The organism is Clostridium sp. AN503 (genome assembly GCF_040719375.1).
In the GTDB taxonomy this organism is placed as follows: Bacteria; Bacillota; Clostridia; order Lachnospirales; family Lachnospiraceae; genus Brotaphodocola.
The window spans coordinates 689,321-708,852 of the sequence record NZ_JBFDTP010000001.1; the positions used below are offsets into that span (position 1 = coordinate 689,321).

General features: G+C 49.2%; 26 protein-coding genes. 2 read left to right on the forward strand and 24 right to left on the reverse strand.

What is annotated here, in order from left to right; translation table 11 throughout:
* Positions 1-2: 2 nt before the first annotated feature.
* Genes AB1I67_RS02985 through AB1I67_RS03000 form a run of 4 tightly spaced genes read right to left on the reverse strand, consistent with a single transcriptional unit; the run spans position 3 to position 2,107 of the window.
* The gene (locus AB1I67_RS02985; protein WP_367028330.1) at positions 3-392 is read right to left on the reverse strand and encodes a phage tail protein; all 390 of its coding nucleotides are present in this window, start codon (positions 390-392) and stop codon (positions 3-5) included.
* Entirely contained in the window at positions 392-799 is a 408-nt protein-coding gene (locus tag AB1I67_RS02990; RefSeq protein WP_367028331.1) for a hypothetical protein, read from the reverse strand. Before AB1I67_RS02990 ends, AB1I67_RS02985 begins: the two co-directional genes overlap by 1 nt.
* Before the next feature lie 5 nt (positions 800-804).
* Positions 805-1,896, reverse strand: a complete 1,092-nt coding sequence (locus tag AB1I67_RS02995; RefSeq protein WP_367028332.1) for a contractile injection system protein, VgrG/Pvc8 family — start codon at positions 1,894-1,896, stop codon at positions 805-807.
* A 10-nt stretch (positions 1,897-1,906) separates the two neighbouring features.
* On the reverse strand, positions 1,907-2,107 hold the full coding sequence (locus tag AB1I67_RS03000; protein ID WP_367028333.1) for a tail protein X: 201 nt from the start codon (positions 2,105-2,107) through the stop codon (positions 1,907-1,909).
* Between the two features lie 100 nt (positions 2,108-2,207).
* Between AB1I67_RS03000 and AB1I67_RS03005 the strand changes: the two genes are divergently transcribed.
* Both AB1I67_RS03005 and AB1I67_RS03010 read left to right on the forward strand, forming a co-directional pair.
* Positions 2,208-2,405, forward strand: a complete 198-nt coding sequence (locus AB1I67_RS03005; RefSeq protein WP_367028334.1) for a type II toxin-antitoxin system HicA family toxin — start codon at positions 2,208-2,210, stop codon at positions 2,403-2,405.
* Positions 2,406-2,445: 40 nt separating this feature from the next.
* Positions 2,446-2,847, forward strand: coding sequence for a type II toxin-antitoxin system HicB family antitoxin (locus AB1I67_RS03010; RefSeq protein ID WP_367028335.1), 402 nt, complete (start codon positions 2,446-2,448; stop codon positions 2,845-2,847).
* 32 nt (positions 2,848-2,879) lie between these two features.
* Here AB1I67_RS03010 and AB1I67_RS03015 read toward each other — a convergent pair whose 3' ends face one another.
* The 20 genes from AB1I67_RS03015 to AB1I67_RS03110 all read right to left on the reverse strand — a co-directional run bounded on the left by AB1I67_RS03015 (position 2,880) and on the right by AB1I67_RS03110 (position 19,331).
* Complete coding sequence (locus AB1I67_RS03015) at positions 2,880-6,233, reverse strand: phage tail tape measure protein (protein ID WP_367028336.1); 3,354 nt, start codon at positions 6,231-6,233, stop codon at positions 2,880-2,882.
* 179 nt (positions 6,234-6,412) lie between these two features.
* The gene (locus tag AB1I67_RS03020) at positions 6,413-6,754 is read right to left on the reverse strand and encodes a hypothetical protein (RefSeq protein WP_367028337.1); all 342 of its coding nucleotides are present in this window, start codon (positions 6,752-6,754) and stop codon (positions 6,413-6,415) included.
* A 10-nt stretch (positions 6,755-6,764) separates the two neighbouring features.
* On the reverse strand, positions 6,765-7,280 hold the full coding sequence (locus tag AB1I67_RS03025) for a phage major tail tube protein (protein ID WP_367028338.1): 516 nt from the start codon (positions 7,278-7,280) through the stop codon (positions 6,765-6,767).
* A 3-nt stretch (positions 7,281-7,283) separates the two neighbouring features.
* Positions 7,284-8,786, reverse strand: a complete 1,503-nt coding sequence (locus AB1I67_RS03030; RefSeq protein WP_367028339.1) for a phage tail sheath family protein — start codon at positions 8,784-8,786, stop codon at positions 7,284-7,286.
* A complete protein-coding gene (locus AB1I67_RS03035) occupies positions 8,776-9,012 on the reverse strand; it encodes a hypothetical protein (RefSeq protein WP_367028340.1) in 237 nt (78 codons plus the stop codon). Before AB1I67_RS03035 ends, AB1I67_RS03030 begins: the two co-directional genes overlap by 11 nt.
* Positions 9,009-9,536 carry a hypothetical protein gene (locus AB1I67_RS03040; RefSeq protein WP_367028341.1) on the reverse strand — a complete coding sequence of 176 codons (528 nt, stop codon included), beginning with the start codon at positions 9,534-9,536 and terminating at the stop codon, positions 9,009-9,011. Before AB1I67_RS03040 ends, AB1I67_RS03035 begins: the two co-directional genes overlap by 4 nt.
* A gap of 1 nt (position 9,537) precedes the next feature.
* Entirely contained in the window at positions 9,538-10,155 is a 618-nt protein-coding gene (locus tag AB1I67_RS03045; RefSeq protein ID WP_367028342.1) for a hypothetical protein, read from the reverse strand.
* Complete coding sequence (locus AB1I67_RS03050) at positions 10,152-10,487, reverse strand: hypothetical protein (RefSeq protein ID WP_367028343.1); 336 nt, start codon at positions 10,485-10,487, stop codon at positions 10,152-10,154. The genes AB1I67_RS03045 and AB1I67_RS03050 overlap by 4 nt, the downstream gene beginning before the upstream one ends.
* A 4-nt stretch (positions 10,488-10,491) precedes the next feature.
* Positions 10,492-10,746 (reverse strand): hypothetical protein, encoded by a 255-nt coding sequence (locus AB1I67_RS03055; RefSeq protein ID WP_367028344.1) that lies wholly within the window; start codon positions 10,744-10,746, stop codon positions 10,492-10,494.
* Positions 10,747-10,757: 11 nt separating this feature from the next.
* Entirely contained in the window at positions 10,758-11,102 is a 345-nt protein-coding gene (locus AB1I67_RS03060) for a DUF2190 family protein (protein ID WP_367028345.1), read from the reverse strand.
* Between the two features lie 15 nt (positions 11,103-11,117).
* On the reverse strand, positions 11,118-12,635 hold the full coding sequence (locus tag AB1I67_RS03065; RefSeq protein ID WP_367028346.1) for a hypothetical protein: 1,518 nt from the start codon (positions 12,633-12,635) through the stop codon (positions 11,118-11,120).
* Positions 12,632-13,288, reverse strand: coding sequence for an HK97 family phage prohead protease (locus AB1I67_RS03070; RefSeq protein WP_367028347.1), 657 nt, complete (start codon positions 13,286-13,288; stop codon positions 12,632-12,634). The genes AB1I67_RS03065 and AB1I67_RS03070 overlap by 4 nt, the downstream gene beginning before the upstream one ends.
* Entirely contained in the window at positions 13,227-14,732 is a 1,506-nt protein-coding gene (locus tag AB1I67_RS03075) for a phage portal protein (RefSeq protein ID WP_367028348.1), read from the reverse strand. The genes AB1I67_RS03070 and AB1I67_RS03075 overlap by 62 nt, the downstream gene beginning before the upstream one ends.
* A 3-nt stretch (positions 14,733-14,735) precedes the next feature.
* Complete coding sequence (locus AB1I67_RS03080) at positions 14,736-14,972, reverse strand: peptidylprolyl isomerase (RefSeq protein WP_367028349.1); 237 nt, start codon at positions 14,970-14,972, stop codon at positions 14,736-14,738.
* A gap of 9 nt (positions 14,973-14,981) precedes the next feature.
* Positions 14,982-16,829, reverse strand: a complete 1,848-nt coding sequence (locus AB1I67_RS03085) for a terminase gpA endonuclease subunit (RefSeq protein ID WP_367028350.1) — start codon at positions 16,827-16,829, stop codon at positions 14,982-14,984.
* Positions 16,830-16,856: 27 nt separating this feature from the next.
* The gene (locus tag AB1I67_RS03090) at positions 16,857-17,285 is read right to left on the reverse strand and encodes a DNA-packaging protein (RefSeq protein ID WP_367028351.1); all 429 of its coding nucleotides are present in this window, start codon (positions 17,283-17,285) and stop codon (positions 16,857-16,859) included.
* 289 nt (positions 17,286-17,574) lie between these two features.
* On the reverse strand, positions 17,575-17,985 hold the full coding sequence (locus AB1I67_RS03095) for a hypothetical protein (RefSeq protein WP_367028352.1): 411 nt from the start codon (positions 17,983-17,985) through the stop codon (positions 17,575-17,577).
* Positions 17,986-18,142: 157 nt separating this feature from the next.
* Positions 18,143-18,463, reverse strand: coding sequence for a hypothetical protein (locus AB1I67_RS03100; RefSeq protein ID WP_367028353.1), 321 nt, complete (start codon positions 18,461-18,463; stop codon positions 18,143-18,145).
* 303 nt (positions 18,464-18,766) lie between these two features.
* Positions 18,767-19,180, reverse strand: coding sequence for a hypothetical protein (locus AB1I67_RS03105; RefSeq protein WP_367028354.1), 414 nt, complete (start codon positions 19,178-19,180; stop codon positions 18,767-18,769).
* Complete coding sequence (locus tag AB1I67_RS03110) at positions 19,152-19,331, reverse strand: hypothetical protein (RefSeq protein ID WP_367028355.1); 180 nt, start codon at positions 19,329-19,331, stop codon at positions 19,152-19,154. Before AB1I67_RS03110 ends, AB1I67_RS03105 begins: the two co-directional genes overlap by 29 nt.
* Positions 19,332-19,532: the final 201 nt, after the last annotated feature.

Here is a 19,532-nt window from a genome sequence, read left to right on the forward strand (position 1 = left end):
CCTCACACATATTCCTGCAGCATCAGAGAAACTGTCGCCTTATATACCCCTCCATTGCGCAGGATGATATCATACGCTTGGGAACACTTTGTAATCACCCATTTGTTTTTTCCGATCACCTGGCGCCCCAAAACCAGCGAGTATGCTTCACCAGATTCCGTCATACGTTCCAAATTGGAAAGAAGCTTCTGCGGTCGAACTCCTAATGATGCATCCAGTACAATGTCAAGACTTGCCGTTTGAAGGTTCGGTCCCCCAAATTCCACCAATGGCTTTATGCCGATCCTATCCATCGTGTTCCACGTGGAAGAGATTTCACGCTTCAGATTCTTAAATGTCAGCACCTGGTTATCCGAAACCCTGAAACGGATCCCCCCAAATAGTCCAACCATTATCCACCATCCCTTTCTAACACTTCTACCCGACGCTTTAAGTCGACCAACTCCGCCAGCGATATGCTCCCAGCGCTTCCACACATCTGAATGTCCGGCGCCCGGACTGTATATACACCATTCTCCAAGGCTTCATAGGCATCTGCGCCAAAATTTTTTCGGTAATCCACGCCGCCCGGCGGCAAATCTGCTTCTCCCCAGAATCGTCCCATAACGATCCCCGAACTACTATCATTTGACAAATGCAACACCACGACCTGATCCCCGACGGCCGGCGGAGAAAACTCTGCCCGGAATGCAAACAGCTGCAATTGCCCAGTCGTACTGCCTCTGTCCGGATAATACACCTGCGCCGTACCCTGTTCCAGATTGACCGTTGATATAATCCCTACTCGCACAATATCCATCTTGTCTACCACTCCGTATCGCTGTCCGCCGGTCCCTCCGGCGTTCCGTTTACAATCTCCGCCATCTTTTTTTCGATCCCTGTCTGCCTGTTCACACCTTCAGCTTCGGTAACGATTCTGCTTAAATTCACCTGCATACCATAGGATTTTTTTGTAATGCTATGGGCAGTCTTTTCAATAAAGTATTTTCCGTCCATCTTCCCAAAACCAGATAGCCGAACCGTATTCGTCGCGGCTAGAGACAGCTTTGGTGGGAGCGTAAGCTGCATGGTAGCCGCTTTTCGGTTTGCATTCAGGATCGCTCCTTCTCCGATCAGTCTGGCGTCTGCTTCGTTATCCGCCTTTTGTGTGGTTTTATAAAGCCGCTCCTCGGTTCCTACGAGCACATCCACCGTCTGTTTGCTTCCCGGATTCGTATAGCTCACACGCGCACCGGTGTATGTCCCCTGCATGGTGCTTTTATAGCTCCACTTAGATACCTGGTCTGGCGTAATTGTCATAACCGGGGGCTTTGCAAAATAGTCCAGATAGTCCCAGATGACCAGCCGGTTTGCATATACCTTAATCCCCAGACCATACTTTCCACAAAGTCGTTTTATAAAGTCGCTGTCCGTCTGCTGGCTTTGCTCGGTCTTGGATATCTGGATTTCCTTTCGCACATCATAAACCAGGGCGAGCCCGTACCTGGCGGCAATCTCGCCCGCAATCAGCTGTAAGGTCGCCTGGGACCAGGTTTTTGTGTTCTCAGATTCTTTGAAGCTGGAATTTACCGGGGCAGACACTCCATTGATGTTTCCTTTTATTGGAGGGCCTGCAAAGTCAAAATCATCGACCACAAAAGCCCCACATAGGAATGCCATTTTCTCCCCGCTATAATTCCAGTTCTCAAGCACAATGGTTGGTGTAATGATGTCTCCTGTTTGCGGGATCCAGGAATTTACCCATTTTAGATCCCTGTCTATGACTGACAAGGAAATCGTGTCGGATTCGTCAACTGAATCCACATAAGAAAACCGCTCCAGATATGTATCAAGCATTTCATTCACGACGGTTCCATTATAGGCAATTTTCACGCGTTTGTTCCTGGTTGTGCTCATATGGCCCCCTTCACCTCCATAGTGGCAAATCATCCGGTGAATCCGCAGGAAGTTCCGGCGTTGCCACCGTAATCCCGGCAGGAAAAATAAAATAATCTAACAATGGAAAATTATTTTCCATCAAATAGTCCATGTGTTTCTCAGCTCCATATACCTTTTTAGCTATCATATCCCAGGTATCTCCCTGGATTGTTTGATAAGTCGCTTTCATAATAATCACCCTCTCTAAAACAAATACAAAAATATTTGTTTTTTCTATTGACACATATAATTATATGTGTTATTATAATATTGTCAGGAGGGCATCATACATGAAAAGCTATTCATCAAGAGAAGTGATCAAAATGTTAAAAGCAGATGGTTGGTATGAAGTAAATGTGGTGGGAAGCCACCACCAGTATAAACATCCAACCAAGAAGGGGCGCACAACAGTCAAACATCCTGACAAAGACATCCCCAGAAAAACGCTCGATAACATTGAATCACAGTCGGGGCTAAGATTCAGATAGCCCCGGCCTCTCCTGACAACTTAATTGAGGAGGTATTGCTATGAAAAAAACAGAACGTTATTTCTACCCCGCTATTTTCACTTATGAATCCGGCCAGGAAATTGCCGTAACCTTTCCCGACTTGAATTGCGCTACCAGCGGCACGAACGATGATGATGCCCTGTTATCCGCTCGTGAACTTCTTGGTTGCGTCCTTAATGGTCTGGAAGAAGATGGTGAGGAAATTCCCGCACCAACGTCGTTATCAAAAATTGAGATTCAGCCAAACGAACGCGCGGTTCTGATCGATGTTTATATGCCATCCATCCGAATGGCGCAGATGAACCGATCCGTCAATCGAACTGTTACGCTTCCTGCTTGGCTTAATGCCGCTGCCCTTGAGCATAATATTAACTTTTCTCAGGTTCTCCAGGAAGCTTTGAAATCGCAGCTCCACGTTTGATAGGAGGAGGGCGCCGTCCCTCCTCCATTGTTTTAGGAGAACGATGCCCTGTACTTCTCATTCTGATATCTTTCCATGAACTCCACAAATCTTTCATAGTCTTCCCGTAGAATATCCCGGAACCGGTTTTCATCTCCACCTCCCGGCGGCATCTGGATTGTCGGGCTGTATACCGGGGAAAAAGAGGAGCTGTTGTAATTCTCCGCTGCGATTCCAGTCGAAAAGCTTTCATACATTTTACCGTAGTCATTCGCCTCGTAAGCTCCAAGAGCCTCTCCCGCCTCCTGCCATAATGCCATGGAACGGCTTGATCCATCTATCGGAATGGCGTACTCCGGGCTGTCCTCCGCAAACCATGAAAGCGTAGGGCGGTTGATCAGGCCTCCTTTTGCATTGTGATCGATTTTTTTCATTCCTCCAGCCCCCGGCAGGGTCCCGCTCCTGTACTGTGTAACTGTATTTAAAGTGATCGGGATTTCAGCCTGTACACCTTCCGCAAAGGTGTTTCGGATTGCTTCCAGTATGTTCCGCGCTTCTGCTTGAATCTGCCCATTCTTAGCACTAATCTCCTGTATTACTGTATCCGGTATCTGCCCGGTCTGCTGACTTACTGTAGACACCAAGAGCGCGTAATCCGCATCATTTGCGATCACTCCACCCAGCATATTCCAGATACTTTCCTTGTCACCAGTTACAGCCGATATCTCCGTCATATCATTCAGTGCATCCGTTATGATCTCCGAGGGCTGAAAGCCAGAAACCGCCATCTGTTGTTTCAGCTGCTCCATATCCTCCTGCGTCGGAAGCATTCCCTCCATCAGGATCTTAACAGCATTCTTTGCGTCAGCACTCATTCCTGCTGCCGCGATGCTATCGGTTATGAGTTTGTCAAACCCCGACAGGAAACTCTCCGGCGTTGTGCTGTTTTCCATCAAGGCCGGGAGCCCTTCCTGAATCTGCTGGTTCATTGCATTCAGGGCTGGCTCTATCTCATCTCCATAAGCAGATAAAATCGCATCCTTCATTACCTGGTAGCCGTTCTGGATCGTCTGAGCTTTCTGCTCATAATATGCCGCCAGAGCGTCAGCTGACTTAGAGTCAAATTCTTCTTGCGTGATTCCGCCGTCCATTCCGTTTTCACCAGCAAGACGCTGCGCGTTTAAGCTTGTCAGGATCTGCTTATAAGATTCATCAATACCCGCTGTTGCCTTATCCGTGTATTCCTGTATGGATGCCTGTAGATTTTGGAAGGTGTCTCCGGTCAGTATATCTGCTCCGGCATATCGGTTTTTCAGCATCTGAAGCTCTGCGGAGTTCTCCGCCTCAGCAATCATGGACGTGATCTCTGAGATGTCCTTCAGATAGCTATCAACAATCTCCTGTCTGGGCAGGCTTAAACCTTCCTCGGTTATATGCTTTAATGCAACCTGTAATCCTGATTGCAGCGGCTTCAATTCGTCGTACAATGCCTGGTAAAAATCACCGCTTCCATCAGTCAGGCTGTTTCCTGTGGTGCTGTCTTCCCCGAACACGATCCCCACTGCCAGCTTCATTTCATAGCCGCTGTTAGTGATATATTCCTGGGCATTTTTCATATAGCTTTCCACAGCTGTGACATATGACTGCGTATCGCTCTCGTCAAATGCAATGCCAATGGACAGCTTCCACTCGGCCTTCTGGATTTCTCTCAAGCTGGAAGCAAGAGACTTTTCCAACTCCCGCACCGTTCCGGAAACTTCGCCAAAACTGTCCAGCTGGTCAAAAATATTTCCACCACCGCTGACAATGTGGCGGGCCGCTTCATCCAGTTCCTCCACAGACAGCGCGATCTGTCCAAAGTGCTCTGCAAGATTCGCCTTCGCCGCTCTGTGCTCCGCATTTTCTATCGCTGTGGCAATTCCGGCGATGGATCCTATCGCAAGCCCCGCTGCTGCCACCGGCCATGCGCTCATCATCCCGGACAGGGTCCCCAGCATCGCAATTCCATTTTTCGCCACCTGCGCCGTCTTGAATGTTCCAAATGCTGCTACGATTCCGGTAATAGTCCCCTTCACCACATCAGGATGCTTCAGGCACCAACTTCCAAAATTCAGTACCGGCTGGAATCCTTCTTTTGCACTTTTTCCGAATTGCTTAAGCTGCCTTTGGATTGTCGGCATATCTTCCCGTAACTCCCCGGTAAAACTAACAATCCACCCGGTTGCATCCCGCGTGAGTTCCCGTAGGTTTCCGGAAAAGCCTTCGTAAATTTCAATCCCAGCCCCCTCCGCTGCGCTTTTCATAAGCGTCAGATCTCCGGCGAGATTATCTATTCTCACCTCTGACATGCGCTTTGCCGCATCAGTGCTGTTATCAATTGACTGTGACAGTTTTTCAAAATCCTTATTGGATGCCGTGACTATGGCGAGCAGTCCAGACATGCCTTCTTTTCCAGCTATTCCGGCAGCATACTCCGCTTTCTCCGCCTCAGATAGTCCGGAAAATGCTTCTCGCATCTCTGTCAACTGCTGCCTAAACGGCTTCATGTTGCCTTCTCCATCTACTAGCGATATTGACAAGGCTTCCATATATCCCCGCATCTGTTTCGTCGGTTTCGCAAGATTCGTAAGCATGGTACGCATTGCCGTTCCTGCTTTCTGTCCTTTAATTCCGGCGTTTGCCATTAATCCCGTAGCAACTGCCACGTCCTCAATGGTATATCCAAATGCTCCGGCAACCGGTGCGACATACTGGAATGTCTCACCCATCATCGCCACGTTGGTATTTGAGTTGGAAGATGCCTGCGCCAGAACGTCAGCAAAATGCCCGGCTTCGTTGGCTTGCATTTCAAATGCTGTCATGGCATCCGTCACGATGTCTGACACCATTCCCAATTCCTCACCAGAAGCTGCCGCTAAATACATGATGCCAGGAAGCCCGCCGATCATGTCCCCGGTCTTCCAGCCTGCCATCGCCATGTATTCCAGCCCTTTTCCTGCCTCCTCCGCAGAAAATTTTGTGGTTTCGCCCATTTCCTTTGCCAAGGCTGTCAGCTTCTCCATGTCCCCTGCGGAGCTCTGTGAAATAGCCTGCACTGTACTCATTTGCGATTCAAATCCCATACCAACCGCAGTAGAAGCTCCCAGGATGGCTGCGGTTCCCGCTGCCGCCAGCTTCGCACCCTTTACGATTCCACCAAAGACTTTGTCTGACGCCCTACCGAGTGCATCAATCCCCTTCACGCTCATCCCGCCAAAGGAATCCCCGATATTCCGGCCTGACAAACCTGCCTGCCTTTCCAGTCCGTTTAATTCATTCCTGGCTTTTCGTATCGATGCGGCAAGCGAGGCATCCGTGCCTCCGGATATCATAATTTCCAGTTCATAATTCTTTTTTCCAGATGCCACTTAACCCCGCCTCCTTCTCCCAGCCTGTGACCGTTCTTCCTTGGCCAGATCCGCTGCTTCACGCATAAACCTGCAGGACTGTTCTATCGGCAAGTCATAAAAAAACTGCGGACCGGACTTTGTGTACCGGCCTGCAGCAATGAATGCCCTGTTTGCTTTCTGGATGTCCGCCGGGCAGCTTATTCCGACATTAAGAAAAAACGGTATACCCTGTTTTTAAGATACACCGAATCCTTGGCTTTAAGCTCCATAACGGCCTCCAGTGGAATCTTACATACGCGCGAAGCGATAACCTGCGCAAATAAAAGTGTGCTCTCCTGCAGCGCGATCTCATTCCCGCCCTGCGCGGAATACAAGCTATAGATCGTATTGAGCTCCCGCCCAGTCATATCCCGCAGCCTGGTCATATCCAACCGGGTGATATGCATCCCCTGATAATCTACTGGTGTATTCAGATCCAGAATCAGATAATCCTTTACCGCTTCCGCTTCCTGTTCTCCTACTTTTTTATCCTTATCCATTTCCTTCCTCCTAGCACATATTTTTGACATCTTTCAAAACATCTTTGCCGTTTACAATGTAAACTCCATTTAACCTGTCGATCTCCAGCATAGTTTTTCCATTTAAGACCAGCTTGTAATAGCTAAGCCCCAAGGTAACACTAGAGTTCATCTTTGCCCCGGCCTTCGCAACTCCAGGTGTAAATTTTTTCATCAGTCCGCGTACAGAAACGCTGACAGACCGATAACCAATCGCCCCAGTTCCTGCATCGGACCCCTGCAGGGCTCCGTTCAGCGTGAGGTCCGCAGCTTCCGACGGATCCATAACAGAAAAAATATCCTCGCACAGCGACAGGAACCCGATCTCCATTTCCATATCTTCGATCAGTCCAATCACCGGGATGTCCATGTTCCCGCCGGTCCCAGCCCCTTCCATGCTATCGGTCAGATTCGTAACCTCAGGGAGCGTCACCTCTCCGGCTATGCCGATGAGCTGCCTTCCGTTTTTGTACACGTTAAAACGATTCATTAAATGCGGTTTGAACATTCTTTATCCCTCCTGATTCATAGTTGTCTCCAGTGCGGCTACATCAAACTCCATCAGGGCGTTGATGTACTCAGCTGGAGTAAACGGTGCAAAATAGATATGCAACTTTAAGTGCCCGGCCAGTACATCCTCCAGCGTGTTTTCATTCTGTTTGAAGTCTGCATAAAGTCCGGCGCACATGCCAGCAGCAGTCAGGCTGTTCCCCCAGATATTAAAGCTGTTTACGATATCATCCACAAGCCTCCGGTTCATGCTGCCGTCCAGCCGTTTCCTGTACTCCACAACAAAATAGTTCGCCACATAGTCAAACATCCGCCTGCACCCGATCCAGCGGTCCTTCGGATCCGTATTACCGGGATAGCATCCGGTATTATTGCCGTATGACTTCCAGGTAACGTCGCGGAAGGCCGTCACAATGCCCGCGCCATTTACAGCTCCGGCCTGTGTCTGGTCAAGAAGGATCTCTGTCCCGTCCGCAAGGACAGCCCCATCTGCGTTCAGTTCCTTATTGGACGGATACAGATATGGGACATCGTTATTGGCTACTGTATTGTAACTCATCATGGCGCCGTATACCGCAGAATAGCGGTACCGCTTTCCTCCCGCTGTCACCATGGGCCATAATACGATCGCGTGCTCATCATAGTATCCCATATCCTCCTTCACTTTTTCGCAATCGCTGTATTTCTTTGCGAGCTCCGTATCCAGATCCAGAAGGCAGGTGCAGCGAAAAGCTCCAGAAATATCCCTACATTTTTCCTGCAATGCCGCGCCAATGTTCGGTTTCTGCGTCCATCCAGGGGCCAGAAGCATTCCGGGTGATACTCCATACAGCGGGTAGATCTGACGCAGCACTTCCATCCCGGTTTCTTTCCCGGTTTCCACATCGTATGCGCCGATCAGATCTTCTTCTGTCACCATATCCGGATCGATGAATTTTCCCGTTACGGTCAGCTCGGCCACTCCATATGCTACGCCTGCACTGAGCAATGTGATCACCAACTGCCCATAGCTATCGAAATCCACAATGTAGTCCGTCCCTTCCACGAGTGCATACGGCTCTCCAGGAAGTCCGTTCTCCCCTGCTCTTGCTTTCCCAGTCCTAGCACTGCTTAACTGCGCGGTAACGGCCACCGTGCCTTTTAAAATCCCCTCAGCATCTACCGTGGCCTGATGGTTTTTCACCTCGCAGGTCTTTTCCGGAAATTCCTGCATATGCCGCTCCGGATCCAGTACATTCACAAAAATGACCGGATTAACCTGAAACAGTTTGAAGCTTGCATCCATGCTCTGGCACAGAGTATATTTTTCCCAGTCATCACTATACCCCAGCGCCTCCACCGCTTCCTCAAAGCTTCCCGCTCTTACCGGTCTGTTTATCGCAGGATTCCTGGCCAGATTCACCGGCGCAGTCCCGAATATCACCTGCACTCCGTATTTTGTTGACATCGGGCTGGGGAAAGACGTTGCTTTCTCTGTAACCTCAATTCCGTGCTTATATGCCATTACTATGTCCTCCTTTTTCTGCCCGGCGATAGAGCATATTCAGACTGCTCTCCGGGTCTCTTAATTCCTTCTTTGCCTGTGCGATCTGTCCTGTATCCACCATAAGATCCGCCAAATACGGCGCAGTTTTCAGTGCCGAACTAATCCGTGGCGGGTATCCCCCGCTGAATGTTGATCCCGCCTGAAGCACCCCTTCAATTGAAGGGCCTATATACATTTTGTTCATAAAAATTCCTCCATCACTGAACCCCGACTGATCTGCGGCAGATTCCACATCATCTCTAACGCGCCAAAGAATTGCGGATAAGTGTCATCCTCCTGATATGCCATGTTCATCTGTTTATTGCACCAGAACTGACCGAGTATAGGATCATTCTGAAATCTTCCCACAACCCGTTCCATGATGGCCGTCAGAGAGTAATATCCTTTCAGCTTTTCATCGTCGTCATAGATTGCGAAGGCGATCATTACGTGGGCAAGATTTTCAGTCATCCCATCAACCGGTTTCTGATATTCGACCGTATCAATCCTTACAATAAAATACGGAAACAAATCCGTTTCCTCCCGAAAATTTCCAGTCCCGTCCGATTCCGCATCGTAAGGCATTTCTGCAAAAACCGGGAATATCGGAATTGCCTGCTGGTATCCCTTTAGCATTGCTGGCTTCCCCGCTTTATCCACCAAGGATACCTCCTTTGCCAGCTGCTCGATTTCTGCTATCAGCTGCCGCTGAAGCTCGTTAATCGTCATGTTAACCTCCCAGTACCTGGTCTACGAATTTTCGCAGATTCTCCTGCAGATCCCCGGCAATGAATGGCTCTACAACGCCAAACACATGCTTATCGCTGCCCAGCATGACCGGAATGGAATTACTGAACTTCTCATGGATTCCCAGTCTCCCCGCTCCTTCACGCTGCGCAACTGCCATATGTTTGACCTGTGTTCCTTTCTTACCCTTTTTTGTGTCTCGTTTCCTTATCTGATTCTTATTAGCAATGTTGTTGACAAACGCCTTGATTCCGCTCCGCTGGTATACGAGCGGTTTCATGCTTCCTGATTTCACAACCTGCACCTTCGTCACCCGGCCGCGTCTTACCTTAAATTCTTTCAGCGGTATGGGCTCCCCTTCGGAACGGATAGTCGCAGACGGGTTTCCGGAAGACGTGCTCTTTATCTTCATTGCCCTCTTAAATCCTGCATTCCTGATGGTGTAAGCGCTTTGCGCCTTATCGGACAGCCGGTCTCTTGCCTGCTCTGCAGTCACTTTTAAGGCCTTCTTCAACACCTTGTTCTGTTCCTTTGGCTCCACCTTGCCCAGCACCCGTTTCACCTCATCCATATTAATCCCAATCAGCAAGATTGCTTTCATGATCTTACCGCCTCCAGACTGATAGAATAGATCCCGGCCTCATCCACCGCGTCCGTGATGATATACGCTTTCCCATCCAGTTCCAGGCTGCGCCCCAGAGCTGGAAGCCGCCCAAACTCCTGGCCCGATACGTAAAACAGGACCTGCTTTTTGTAAATCCCCTGCCGGTATTCCTGCTGCCCCTTCTGGCGTTTTTCTCTCTCGATCATTTCAATATCGTCAATGATGATCGTCATCTTCCGATTTCCGACCAGATGCTCCTCTCCAAACTCCTCCGGGTTTAAGAACACCCGTTTGACATCCCTCTGAAGAAGCGCCTTGAACCCCAGCATCACCTCACACCTCCAGCGCTTTGCTGACGCCTCTGGCACTCAAAACAGCAATGATTTCATTCACTTTTGCAAGAATGTCAGGGGTATCTGCGTTTTCCTCCAGGGGCAACAACTCTGTCGCTTCACCAATCAGTCCGATCCCAGGCTTTCCTTCCGGGCCGGGCTGGGCGGCCTGGGCAGCCGCCTCCTCCAATTCATTGAGCCTTTCCGCCGTGATCAATTCACCATTCATCCACTTATGCGCTGTATATGCCATCATGTACCTCCTGATTATCCCAGCAGTTTTACTGTTACTGCAGCCGCCGCTTCCGCGGCATCTGCAACCGCATAGCCTGCTTTTGGAAGTTCTCCACTTACTCCTTCCGCGGCCTTAGTTGCTGTAATGCCATCCACAGAATAGTACACTTCCGTTCCGGCTGTAATCGTTTCACCAGCCTTTTTATCCATTTTGAAAACGCCCTCCATATGGATGCTCCCGGTCTCTCCTTTCGGGATCGGCCCTCCCGCCACGCCAATCCGGCTTCCAAATACTACTACGTCACCGGCATTGATCACTGTGCTTCCAGTGTTTTTGTAATCCAGGCTTTCGCCTTTCTGAACATAACCTGCTTTCATATCGTTTCATCCTCCTTATTTGATGATCTCGCCCGGGTTTTTAGCAATTCCACGGAAGTCGCGTACCGAGATTCCCCAGTCAGTGTAAATGTCCCAGGTATATCCCAATGTACCAGGAGCCTCCATGCGGCGCACAATCGGTGTCTCCTGTCCATTCAAGTAATCCACCTGAATAGACTTTGCACTCATAGGATCTGCTACCATGAACCACGGCGCTGCCTTGTCCCCGGCTAAAGCATTCAATACCGGCGTCTGTACAATATTGATCGGATAGTTGTACAGCGGGTTGATATCATTGTTTGCGCTTCCGGTAACCTGTGTGGAATGAAGGATGACTGCCAGGTCAAACTCGTATCCTACCGGTACGATAATCCACTTCGGCGTTACATAGATAGCATCGCCAAACTGGTCTTTCTGCTTCTGCATCTGCAGGATGATCTGCTGGATGGCCTGCTGCGAGGGCTTCGCCCCTGTGCTCATTACATTTGAATGTGCCGCATCAAACAGCGCTTTCCCATCCCAGATTTTACTGTTCCCGAACAAAAGAGAATAAACCTGCTTGTCAATTGTCATCTTTGCTTTTGTTGCATACATGCCCGGCACCTTGGTCAGAAACCCGATATCATCATTGATAAATGCCTGCCTGGTCATGGAAAACTGTTTTCCGTAAGTTTTCAGCTTCCGGGTCGGCAAAACCGCAGTTTTTGGAATATCAGACTTGATTTCCCCATTCTCCGGCACCTCCCCAAAATCACCAAGACCGCCGATGACATACTCATGGTCTGTCGTCTCCTTAAAGTCACTCAAGCTTCCTTTCGTTGTCCAGGCCTGGAACGTGGTAGGCACATGATTATACAGCTCCACGATGCTCTTGCGGATCGTGCTGTCAAGGATTGCAGGAAATGCTGCCGTCGGATTGTAGAACTGCCTGCACAGATGATCATATACATCGTTGGCGCTCATGCGCATGAGTGCCATGGCATCCTCTCCCTCCCTGGCCAGGCACTGAATCGCCATATCGCGCAGGCTCATCCCCCGCAGCTCTCTTGCTCCTTCTGCCGGTCTCTCCGTAGATATACCGGACCGCATCATCATGGCATCCGAAGCGGCTTCCCGGAACTTATCCCCCTCATCTGCCGTCACCCGTGCATTTACCGGCGCCGCTGTGCCCTGCAAATGTTTTAACACTGCTTCGCGCACCTGTTCAACACTGCTGCCGTCACGGATATACTCACCAGGCTCGATTTCAAAACTGCGACACAGATCCGTAATATCCGACACGCGCCGACGTTCCTCGGCGATTGCCCGCTCTGCTGCCTGTGCAGAAGGATCCGCTCCAGATGTCTGTCCAGCACCCGCATCAAGCCTCCGGATTCCGGCTCCGGGTTCCATATGCCCGTCCGTCGGTAGGCTATCCAGTTCTTTCTGTAAACCGTCAAATTCAGCCTGCTCCTCCGTAGTCAGATCCCTGTTCTCGTTCCTCGCAGCAATCACCAACTCCTGCTGACGCTGCATAATCTGTTCTCTTGTCATTTAGTTACCTCCTTAAATTTGTTTGCATTTATTTGAAGCTGCCGGCTGAAAAAATCCAGCGTTCTTCCGGTTGTTCTCGGGTGTCTGCCTCCTAAGTCTCTTCCTACGCCTACTGTCGGGTCGGCTGGAACCGAAACAATAGAAATCTCAAATGGCGTCCACCGCTTCGCAATATCACAGGGCCCGGTAAAGCGGCCATCGGTAGATTTCTTTCCGGGCAAAACTTCCTCCCAGTCGTCAACCATATATCCGACAGAAACGCCTTTTAATGTCCCACTTTTGACTTTTTTGTATATAACTTCAGATTCCATATCATCATCGAACTGAATTTTTGCATGGCATCGCTTATCTTCTTCCCATACTTTTAAAATTTTTCCAATGACCGCATCGCGTTTATGATTAAACAAAACGCAACCAATGCTGTTTAACCTGCCCAAATCCACACATCCTTTCGTGTGATCCAGGATCTCTACGCCCCACCAGCGACCGTATGGCTCCTCTGATGAAAACGATAATTCTACAGTCCGATCCTCCCCATCTGATTCCCGGATGGATGCAAAGAGAAATTCCCGCCTTAAATCCCCACGCATTTCAGATCGCTTTTTCTCCCCCTGTTCCCTTGTCAGGTTCCTTGGAATTGCTTGTCTTTCCAAATATCACACCTCCCATATCAATACCTTTTTCACGGCCATAGTCCATAATCTCGGCCATCTCATTAATCTGTTCCTTCCAGTCCTTCCCGTTCTCAGCTGCCATATCTGCCCACGTTTTTTGCCCGGTATTCAGGGCGGTCTTGTTTGCATTTGCTTCCTTGAGCGGATCGATCCAGCGCTTTGGCGCCTGAATCCACTTATGTTCCAGATATCGCTCTTTATCTTCCCAGAATCCTTTGATATCCACTTTCTTTGCAAGCACCAGCGATATCACAAAGGTCTCGTAAATTTCGCTCATCACCTCCATAAGCTGGTCCCGGTCTTCCGCATAAGTCAGATCATCTTCTATCGAACCCTGCCGCGCCGAGCTGTAATTGCTTTCTGACATGTCCCGGCTTGTCGTCTCATAGCTGAGTCCTTGTCCGGATGCGAGCATGCGCATTTCCTGTTTCACATATGATGTTGCATCCGTGGCCTGACCAGATGGATTTACCACCTCCACATCATCACCCTGATTGAGGTACTGAATCATGCCCGGCGTGAGTGTTTTTCCCTGGTAATTGTACTTCCCGCTTTCCGGGTCTTTATAGCCGGTTCCGCGCCCCGGCGTTCCTGATTCCGGCCGATCCCGTTTTATAAAAACGGACAGACACGCAAGAATACGCTCTTTAACCGCAATAGATCGCATAAATTCATTGACATCGCGAACCCGGGTAATTGTCGGTGTCATATCCGATATTTCCCTGATCTGTGAAGGACGTGATTTTGTGTAATAAAAAATGACGTCCTTGGCTTCAACATAAATTGAATCCATGGCAGTCATTCCATCAATCGTATACTGTTTTATATAATATCCTACCGGCCTGTTGTAAGCATTATATTCAATGCCTCCAACAACTTTATTTCCTTTTGTTTTAGGTGAAATCGCAACGATATCTAACTCATCCACCTCAAGGGCCTGCAGTTTAAATGGCACGAGACCTCCGGCCGTATACCGCTTTAAAAACAGGATCCCGCCGTCAATCTTTTTTCTCTGAATCGCCATACGCATCATGGCATTAAAGTTTTGTGTTCCAGTCACATCGCAGTTCTGTTTTTTGCACCATTCTTTCCATAACTTTTCCACCCGGGCATTCATTGCCTCATCCCCGACATTCGCGCGCAGCCTGTAGCCCGCCCCAAAAACGTTGCGTTTATATGCCCCGGTTATGGAATTCATGATATCCGAGTTCCGTTCCAGATCACGGGCGCGGGCCCTGACCGTATCGCGGTCATATCGGTCCGTCATCTCCGCAGATTCGTTTATGACCCTCCAGTTTGCATTTGCTCTGCCGTAACTTGCGGCATCATATCCGCGGGATTCTTCCAGCGCGCGGCGGTATGCCTCCCGTCGCCACCCCGCTTCCGGTGATATCCATCCAATTAAATTATCTAATGCATTCATGCTTTACCTCCCATCGAATACCGCTACTACCGTATCGCGGAACAGGGGATTATCATCATCGTCCAGAAGTGCGGCCTGGAGCTTACGCTGCATATCCCATAAAAGTGTAAGATCAGCTCTGGTCAAACTTCTCGTTCCAATCCGGTATGACTGCCCTCCCCTGAGCACTGCATAAATCGCCTCGTTAACGACCACAAGCTGTTCCTCGGGCTTCCCGAATAATTCCAGTTCTTCCGCCATATGTCCTCCTTAAATCCACGCTTCCTGCTCCTGGATCCAGTGCTCCTCCGGTGCATAAGCATCTTTTTCTTCTTGCGCCGGCGCAAGTTCTTCATTTTCCCGCTGCAGGTGCAGGCTCCTAACACCAAGTATCTCCGCCGCTGCCATGGCATACACCTCACAGTCCAGGTAATGGTTAGCCGCGTGTGAGTGTTTCGGTACCCACGTAGTCCTGCTGCTCCCATTATTAGTCCGAACAGTTACTTTGTGCTCGGACGTAACCTGCTTGGCGTATTCCTCATCGCACCCCTGATACACCATCCAACTTCCGGACCCGTTGTCCCTCCCCATTCTCGCGGCAATGGAATCCTTGTACTGATCGCCGTCAACCAGAACCAGCTGCATTCCATATGCCTTTGAGTTCACCTTATCTACCTTGCTGATCTTGTATCGGTCGCGCATAGGATTGCTGGAACCTTTCACCGGCAGCGCCCAATCAGAATTGTCAACGCAAAAATCATATGTAGCATCCGGCTGGTATCCTGAATCGATCAGTGCCAGATTCACCACAATCTTTCGTCCGTCCTCCATTTCAAACTCCCGGTTCATCATCTGCTCAATATCAAAAAACGACAATACCTGTCCGTGGGCGATGTTTTGACTCGTGGTGAAGTCCCCAAACGCTCTGATGGTATAGTACAGGCTGTTTTCCTGTACATCCACTCCTGCCGTCAGCAGTTTCGTCCATTCCGGAACCACCAGTTCCGACAGCTCTGTCTGCCTCTCCATCACCAGATCTTCCGTGGTCTTCAGTTTTGTATCTTCCCACGGCTCCGCCAGCCAGGAGTTTACAAAGTTCTGCAACAGCTCCGGATCCTCATATGATTTTAAATATTCCTCTGCCGCATCGGCCCAGGTAACGAATACGCTGTACAGGGAATTGATCCAGAAACCGGTGCTCTTTGGGTGTCCAACACCACGCTTTTTTACCGCAATCCACTTGCCGTCTCTGAGCATTTTAGGCTTGTCACCGTCCGATATCTCGCACCCGCACTCCTGGCACACATACACTGCAGTTTTGGCCCTGTCATAAGGACTTAAGCGCTTCTCCTTATCTTCCACGAAAATGACCTGCTTGAATTTCAGTTCGATCATGGTTCCGCAGTGGGGGCACGGCACAAAATAATGCCGTACTTCATCCGCATTATCGTGCAGATTCCAAATATAATTTGTCCGCAAAGTCGGAGTGGAACACGCATAGACTTTGCTTTGGTTTTTGTAGGTTTTTACACGCTCCATGGCAAGATTAAAGGGCGATGCCTCTTTTTTGGAGGCTCCGCCCATCTTGTCTATTTCATCAAAAAACAAATATTTAATCGCCTTGGATGCCAGCTTTGCCGGTGATCCGGCCCCTCTAAGGTATAACAGCATTGTTTTGAACTTCAACCGTAATTCCTTGGAACTGTTCTCATGAAATAATCGCCGTATCTCCGGTATCAGCCTGAAAGCCGGTTTCAGCTTATCATTTGATATATCCTTCGCCAGATCATCCGACGGATAAACAATCATAGTCGGCGCCGGAGCTTCCATGATCAGGTAGCACAGGATGTTGATCAGAGCCTCAGTCCCACCTATCTGTGACGCCTTGCAAAAATATATTTCCCGGATGTATGGATCGTTAAAAGCGTCCATGATCCCAGCCAGATATGGCGTAATGTCATTGGACCATTTCCCGGATATATTACTGGAATCATCCAGTACACGGTATTTTTCCGCCCACTGGCTTACCGTCAGTTCCTCTGGCTTTTCAAGGGTCCGCTTTATCACGCGCTGGAATAACCGTAACGTCTTTGCCCTCGAACGGCTCCGCTGGCTCATCCGCTCCCCCTCCAGTCCAATCTCCGCTTAATCTTCCCCATCACCATCCTCCTCATCTTCATCAAAATCATCGGGCCCGTTATGGTCGATCTCGTCCGGGTTGTATTCTGCCAGTTCCTCCATTGCATCCATAATATCCTTCTGGATAATCCCGATGATCCGATTCACATCCTTTTCACCGGAAACTTCCATTGCCATTTTTGACGGAAGTGCCAGCAACCGGTTCTTGAATCGTATCAACATGTCCGAAAGATAGCATTCCACGTCGGCGGCTTCATGCAACTCCCTCCGGAGTTTTCTGAGTTTCAAAATGGAGATCTGTTTCTTCACTTCCTCATGCTCCGCCTGTATCGCTTCCTTCGATATGGATGTCCTGCGCCCCGTTTCCGCATTTATTTTGTAATCAACATATTCCTGGATGCTTTTTTCCAGGTTATAGCCACGTTCTCCGGACACAGTTTGGAAGAGCCCTTCCTCCTTGAGTTGCCGAACCCTTCGTGATGATATACCCAAGCACTGCGCCAGTTCTTTCTGGTTTACGATCATATCTCGCTCCCGTTAACGTTCCTTCCCCCAAAAGCGGAAGGAAGTGCCCTGAAATTTTTTCTTTTACAGAGGGAAATACCGGGCGTTCCTCGCCCCGCACCCCGCCCCACCCCTTAGGAAGTACCTAAGAGTGGTTGTCTGAATATTTTGTGTTTTCGAGACAGCATTAAAGGCACCCGACTGCTCGGATGCCTTGTAATCACTCATGAGTATTCTGATAAGCCTCGTTGTAAATATCATACAATTCCATCATAGCCTTCAGGCCCTTATCTTTAGTGTCTAATAGACTATCAATAATAATGCCCATTTCATCTTGTACGCTTTCTTCTGCAACTTCACTCTGCATTTTCCTCAAAGCACTTACTGCATTTTGTATCTGAATCACGCTATTATCAAGCTGTTGTTTTTGCACGACATATTCTCTCTCTACATCCCTTTTGCATGCAAATGCTGTCATCATTTTTGTGAGCTGTGATGCCTGACTCACCCCTGCTTTATCACAGGCTTCTGCAAACTGCTCCACCAGCTCGCGCTTTAGCTTGTAAGACTTACTCACAAGTCCCGCCTTGGCATTCCACTTGTCCTGCGGCCTAATCTTCTTTTCTTCCACGGCTATCCCTCCACATACAGAATAATCCTATTCCAAGCTTTGCTATAGCTATGGCAATAAAGAAGATTCCCAAAAATTTCAACGCTTCTACCATATTGATTTTTTACAGATGAGTGTGATATACTATCCTTAAGGGAAGGGCTTGCGCCCCTCCCCGCTACTCCAGTAGCTTTGAAACAATCAGTAGGATGATTCCTACTACTAAGTCCGTTAGCATTCCGACCAGCCAAGTCTTGAATTTGCTATCGGGCTTTTTCTTTCGGCTTCCGCCTCTCATCTGATTTTCACCTCCTTTTGTATATATCATAACATACGGTGCACCGTATGTCAATGTTTTTCTTTTTACTTTTTTAATCCTACAAAAGAAAAGCACCCATCTTACGACAGGCACCTTTCCAGAGGAGAGTATTTTTTCATATAGAGCGACCGCATCCGGAATCGAACCGGAACCCAGGGTACTGTCCTGTCCATCTGCCATTGATGGTATGCTCCACATAATCGCCAGACAAGCTGTGACCCCCGGCTGTCGCATATTCAAACTGGGGAAGATGCAGTCCATACGCCGCCGCAACGTACCAACTGCATGAGGGTTTCCAGCTCCTACGAGCCATTTTGGTATGGCAGTAACATCAGCACACAGGCTGTTGTCCCCTGAAGTAGACTGCCTCTTTCCGGCGCTTTATTCACATCCGTTAAAATGGAGTTTTCTGTGCTTCCAGTAATTTCCCACCTTTGCACAATATAAGAATACCATATTGACTTGTCCCGTGAGTCCCAATCTTTAAGAAATTTTTCTTTGGCTCAACAGCCAATAGAATTTTCTTCTTCGGCTGTAATATGTATTGCGACTACATGGAATCCCCATAATCATCTCTAAATAACGCCATGTAACATTGTCATCCGTCACCGCTTTTAGAAGATACTGGTAGATGTCCGGATCCGCATCAATCGCCGCCTGCTCAATCAGCTTGCAGTTCTGCTCCAACTGTGCCCGTCTCATCGCTAGGTTCTGTGTGGCATCTCCATTACTGTGATATACCGGCATATCTGTAATCTCCATTGCGCCTACGGTATCTGTCTTGTATTTCAATTCATCCTTCCACTCATTGTACTGGAGACACCAGTAATATAGCTCTTTAAACCGGTTCTTGCTGATTCCATATTTACTATGATTCAATGGCCTTACGTTTCCCATCGGCACCACCTCCCGTCCTCCTCTGCCAATATGCCCCGACCGCATACAAGAAGCCTCCGCACTCACAGGTGCGCTGCCTGCTGTCCGCCGAATACTTACGGCCGCACACCCTGCATTCCTTTCTGACATCAAACAGATTCACCTTCTCCATCCTTACTCCTTTCTCCCGGCGGCCTCCGCAACTCCGGTACCGCACACAACGCGGTGAAGCAATACGCCGGCATCCTCGCGCTCCACGTCTTCGGCTTGGGCCCGGTCGGCATCTTCTCGTAGCCGGTCTGCCTGGCGCGCTCTTGGGCGGCGTGGGCTTCCCGGCGTTCTTTTGTTGTCTGTTTCATAATTCTCCTTCTTT